The sequence below is a fragment of the Paenibacillus sp. 01L418 genome (assembly GCF_056400045.1).
This window is the reverse complement of sequence record NZ_JBFTSN010000441.1, coordinates 1-5101: the sequence shown is the minus strand read 5'-3', so window position 1 is coordinate 5101 and position 5101 is coordinate 1. Positions and strand designations below refer to the sequence as shown.

General features: G+C 37.2%; 4 protein-coding genes. 2 read left to right on the top strand and 2 right to left on the bottom strand.

Going from position 1 to position 5101, the window contains the following annotated elements; all coding sequences use genetic code 11:
* Positions 1 to 378: 378 nt before the first annotated feature.
* Both hisC and AC1DSE_RS29835 read left to right on the top strand, forming a co-directional pair.
* On the top strand, positions 379 to 1476 hold the full coding sequence (hisC, locus tag AC1DSE_RS29840; protein WP_477512461.1) for a histidinol-phosphate transaminase: 1098 nt from the start codon (positions 379 to 381) through the stop codon (positions 1474 to 1476).
* A gap of 4 nt (positions 1477 to 1480) precedes the next feature.
* Complete coding sequence (locus AC1DSE_RS29835; RefSeq protein ID WP_477512460.1) at positions 1481 to 2572, top strand: prephenate dehydrogenase; 1092 nt, start codon at positions 1481 to 1483, stop codon at positions 2570 to 2572.
* Between the two features lie 125 nt (positions 2573 to 2697).
* Here the strand turns inward: AC1DSE_RS29835 and AC1DSE_RS29830 are convergent, their stop codons facing one another.
* Together AC1DSE_RS29830 and AC1DSE_RS29825 are read right to left on the bottom strand one after the other, a co-directional pair.
* A complete protein-coding gene (locus tag AC1DSE_RS29830) occupies positions 2698 to 4272 on the bottom strand; it encodes a recombinase family protein (protein WP_477512459.1) in 1575 nt (524 codons plus the stop codon).
* 25 nt (positions 4273 to 4297) lie between these two features.
* Positions 4298 to 4981 (bottom strand): LexA family transcriptional regulator, encoded by a 684-nt coding sequence (locus AC1DSE_RS29825; RefSeq protein WP_477512457.1) that lies wholly within the window; start codon positions 4979 to 4981, stop codon positions 4298 to 4300.
* Positions 4982 to 5101: the final 120 nt, after the last annotated feature.

Below are 5101 nucleotides of genomic sequence, written 5' to 3'. Positions count from 1 at the left end.
GTTCAATTGTATGTAAATTTAAGAAATAAGGGATCCTATGTCCGTTATATCGAGAAAAAGCATGATTATCATCAAATAAGGGATCTGATGTCCGTTATTTAAATGAAGAAATTTAATAGACTGTTTCAAGCGATGGTTTTGAACTGTTTTTGGCATGGAAGCGGATGTCCTTCACTTCATTTTTTATACAGAAACTGAACCATTGATTAAAAAAAGACCCTTTTGCATCATAAGTTCATTAAACATATATCACAATTTCGATATAATCTTGCGCAATAGACCAATCTTGTGTTAAAAAAACTTTAAAACCTAACACAGATATGAGACAATGGATGTCGAGTAATGAGACTAGTCAATTATAAAAGAGGTGAACGGCTCATGCAGCCCAAAAGTAATATCGTCCACCTTCCCGTCTATCAACCCGGAAAGCCGGTTGAAGATGTTAAGAGGGAGCTAGGGTTAAAAGAAGTCATCAAACTTGCATCTAATGAAAATCCGTTTGGCTGTTCTGAACAAGTTAAAGCAGCAGTCATTGAAGAATTAGGCAATTTTAATATTTATCCAGATGGTGCGAGCGTTGAACTAACGGCTGCACTTGCGGAAGAACTTGGCGTAGATACGAATCAAATTATTTTTGGCACGGGCTCCAGTGAAATTATTCTTATGATTAATAGAGCGTTTATCGTTCCTGGCGACGAAACGATTATGGCGGACGAAACTTTCCCGCAATACAAGCATAATGCAGAAATTGAGAATGCAACGATCATAGAGGTTCCTTTAAAAGACGGCAAGCATGATTTGCCTGCAATGCTGTCTAAAATTACTGAGCGAACTAAAATCATTTGGATTTGCAATCCGAATAATCCAACGGGTACCATTGTCACACTGCCTGAGCTTTCTGAGTTTTTGCAGCAGGTGCCAACGAACGTGCTTGTTGTACTTGATGAAGCCTACGGGGAATACATCGATGACCCGCAGTTTCCAGACGGAATACAATTGCTGCGCGAGCACCGCAATTTAATCGTGCTGAGAACTTTTTCGAAAATTTTTGGCCTAGCTGCATTGCGGATTGGTTATGGCGTTGGGCATCCTGATGTCATTCGTTATACGAATCAGGTGCGTGAACCATTCAACACGTCGCGAGCGGCACAAGCTGCAGCGAAAGCAGCACTTGCTGACAAAGCATTTATTGACTACTGTCGTGACCAAAATAAACAAGGTCTTGCTTATTTGTCGGAGCAATTTGATCGCCTTGGCTTATCTTGCTTCCCTGCATACGGCAACTTCGTAATGGTAGATGTGAAGCGTCCATCACCTGAAGTATTCGACGGTTTGCTGCGCAGAGGAATTATTTCAAGACCGCGCTGGACTTACTACCCGAATCATATTCGGATTACAGTTGGTACAAGTGAGCAAAATGAAAAATTCATTACAGCACTAGAACAGGTTTTGCAAGAATCGGCGGTGCAAGGATAAAGTTATGACGACTGTAGCGATTTTTGGAGTAGGGCTGATCGGTGGTTCGATCGCCCTTTGTTTTAAAGGAAAACCAAATATTACAGTAATCGGACATTCAAACCGCCCCTCGCAGGTAGAGAAGTACATGCAGCGGGGTGTGGTTGATTTTGCAACGACTTCAATGCAAGAAGCGGCCGAGCAAGCAGATTTTATATTCGTTTGTGTACCGGTCGGCAACATTGAGGAATATATCGAGAAGCTCAGTGCGTTTAAATTAAAACCCGGCTGTATCATTACAGATGCTGGGAGCACGAAGGCTTCTGTTATGGCATGTGCAAAATCACTTGATTTTGGACAAGCTACTTTTATTGGCGGGCATCCGATGGCTGGCTCTGAGCGTACAGGAGTTGAAGCGGCTTCATCGCATCTATACGAGAACGCCTTCTATGTGCTGACACCTGATGAGAATACGCCTGAGGAAGCAGTGGAGCGTCTAGTTGATTTACTCAGCCATACGAAAGCGAATATCGTAAAAGTTGATGCGAAAGAGCACGATGAGATAGCAGGCGCGATAAGCCATTTGCCGCATATCATTGCCGTGTCACTTGTGAATCAGGTTCGCGGATATAACGAAAATAATATGCTATATGAATCGTTAGCAGCAGGGGGCTTCCGCGATATTACACGGATAGCATCAAGCGATTCGATTATTTGGCGTGATATATTAATTAATAATCGCAAGGTTTTGCTTGAGCTGCTGCGCGATTGGAGCAAGGAAACGGATAAATTTGTGTCTATGCTGGAGAGTTCAGATGGGGATGCGATTGCTGAAGCTTTTGAAACAGCAGGTCAATTCCGCAGCAAAATGCCTGAGCGCCGCAAAGGCATGATTCATTCTGCATTCGACTGTTATGTCGATATTCCAGATCATCCTGGTATTATCGGTAAAATCACAAGTGAGCTTGGGAACAGCCTTATCAACCTGAGCAACATTCATATTATTGAGAGCAGAGAAGACGTGCCAGGCGTTCTAAGACTTTCATTCCGAAGTCAAGAGTATCTGGATCAGGCTGTTATCGTACTTACTGCTAAAGGCTATGACGTACACCTTTAATCGGGTGTTCGTCATTTTTGATTAAAAAAAGCGTTTACAATTTATTTCGAACAAAATAAAAACGCTTATTGACAAAATGGAAGCGTATACATATAATAAAGGTACAGTATGGTTTCTCTCCACTCCTATCCAAATCCTGTAGCTTTCATAATGAAAGCGGACCACTCCTCGGAGTGGTTTTTTTTTTTAAAAAATAGAACCTCATTATTCTTGTAAGATGATTTTGTGTAGTTAATCTCTTGTATTTCACCCCATCTAAAGTGAATTTGTGTGGTTCTGTTTGGAATTATTTTTTCTATAATAAGTTCTGTCATGATACGTTTATCACGTGAATCTAGTCCGAGTTCAAATGCGATTGCAAGTTCACTAAGAAGGTCATCAAAATTCCCATATTTATTATTGGTTTTTGGTATAGGCATTTTTTCAAGTTTTTTATTAATTTCTTTTTGCCTGTTTTCGTACCGCTTCATTAAATCATTATAATGTTGCTCACTGAGTTTTTTATAGATATAGAAATCATCAAAAACATCCTGAATTGCCTTTTCTAAACTGTTATATTCATTTTGTAATTGTTGAAGAACATTTGTTGTCTCATCTATATCGTCAACTAATTTGCTCGATATTTGTTCTTTACTGTACCTACCATTACTGATATCAACAATTCTTTTTAGAACTGCATCATTGAGTGAAGGGAGGTCAATCACTGGACTATTACAATTTCCATGTTCATTTTTATTACTACATACATATCTTCGTGTTTTCTTGCTTCCTGTTTGTCTTGAATACATTTTGCCACTACACATTGGACACTGTAGGATTGAAGATAATAATTGTCGCTCTCTACCTCTCCAAAAGTTTTCTCGACCAAACAACGTACTCTGAACATATGTATAATCATCCAAGCTTACTAAAGCATCATAGCCTATTAGTGGATATAAAACTCCCTTCCAATTTTGCATAGCAGCATAGGTTGGATTAGTTAACATATAACGTACTCTTCGTGGTGTCCATTCGACATTTGTTTTTGTGGTTACTGAAGCACTTTTTAGCCATTTTGAGATAATGTAAGGTCCTTTTCCCTCTTTTGCCATTTTAAATGAGTGTATGACTGCTTCTGCATCTAATCCATCAGCTTTAAAAACACCTTCTTTCTTTATTAAACCAAATGGGGCAGGTCCACCATTCCAACGTCCTTTTTCTGCATTTGTTTTTTTGTTATCACTAGTAACATCACTAAGATTATCACTATAATATTCATTGAAATTAACAAGTATATTAGCAACTAATCTTCCTGTTGGTGAACTGAAATCTAATAGTTCAGCAGTGGAACAGATATCTACATCTAATTTGGATAAAGATTCATGTATAAGTAGAAAATCTTTTTTCCTACGTGTTAAGCGGGAGAGATTAAAGATTACAAATTTTCGAACACGTTTATGAGATTTTATGTATTCCAGTGATTTCATAATGCCTGGTCTTTTAAGGTAGCTGATTCGAAAACCAGAATAATCGATGTCTTTGAAGACATCTACAAGTTTCCAATTGTTAATATCACAGAATTGTTTAATTTTTGTTAATTGAGTTTGTTCTGATATATCTTCTTTATCATCGCGTTCATCACTTTGTCTTATATAGCCTATTGCTTCTATTTGATCATCTTGTTGATACGTATTATTTTCAATTCTATTTTTTACAACCAACCTAATAACCTCCTTGTTACCTTTATCAATATCTCTTCCTGAGTTCAATTACTTTCCCTAGAATGATCACTTCACAACTAGATACAAGTAATGGTTGCATTTTTTTATTTGATGGAATGAGCATACACAAATTATCTTGAAAAAGAACTCGATAAATGTTGGCATTAGTATTATTAATTGACACTAATGCAATATCGTTATAACTTATTTCTTCTGTAGCAGTACAAATAACTATATCACCTTCATTAATAAAGTCTTCAGTCATAGTATTTCCTTGYACACTGACGGCAAAGACTTCATTGTCTAACACATTAGAAATATCTATATATTGAGTTTCTAATATTCGTTTTGAACGGTGCTTTCCTGAAAAACTTTCATAAACAGGGAGTTCTATGAACTGCTTGTTTGTTTCTTGAATATTATCTTCAGAAATCATAGTACTCAAGCGTATAAATTTCAATTTTATTTCTTCAGGAGCGCGTTCAAGAAAAGAAGCTGTTAGTAGTTGTTCAATGTTTCCTCCTGTAACTTTAGCTAAAGCTCTAGTTAAATCATCTGTTGCAGGTCTATCTGTCTTACCATTTTGTAATTGACTGATGTATCCTTTACTAATATTGAAACCGAAATTTGTTAATTCCTTTGAGATATCATGCAATGTAAGACCCGATTGAGCAATATAGCTTTTAAGCATTTGATGATAAGTCATCATTTCACCTCACATGTTTATAATCTGTATTTTAATAAAAGTTTCACCAAAAAGTCAACATCATAATTATTTAACTGTTGACTGAAACTTGCGTATATTTTACTATTGATTTATCTGAATGAT

Coding starts and splice junctions, on each gene's coding strand:
- hisC (WP_477512461.1), top strand. CDS start 379: ATGCAGCCCAAAAGTAATATCGTCCACCTTCCCGTCTATCAACCCGGA.
- AC1DSE_RS29835 (WP_477512460.1), top strand. CDS start 1,481: ATGACGACTGTAGCGATTTTTGGAGTAGGGCTGATCGGTGGTTCGATC.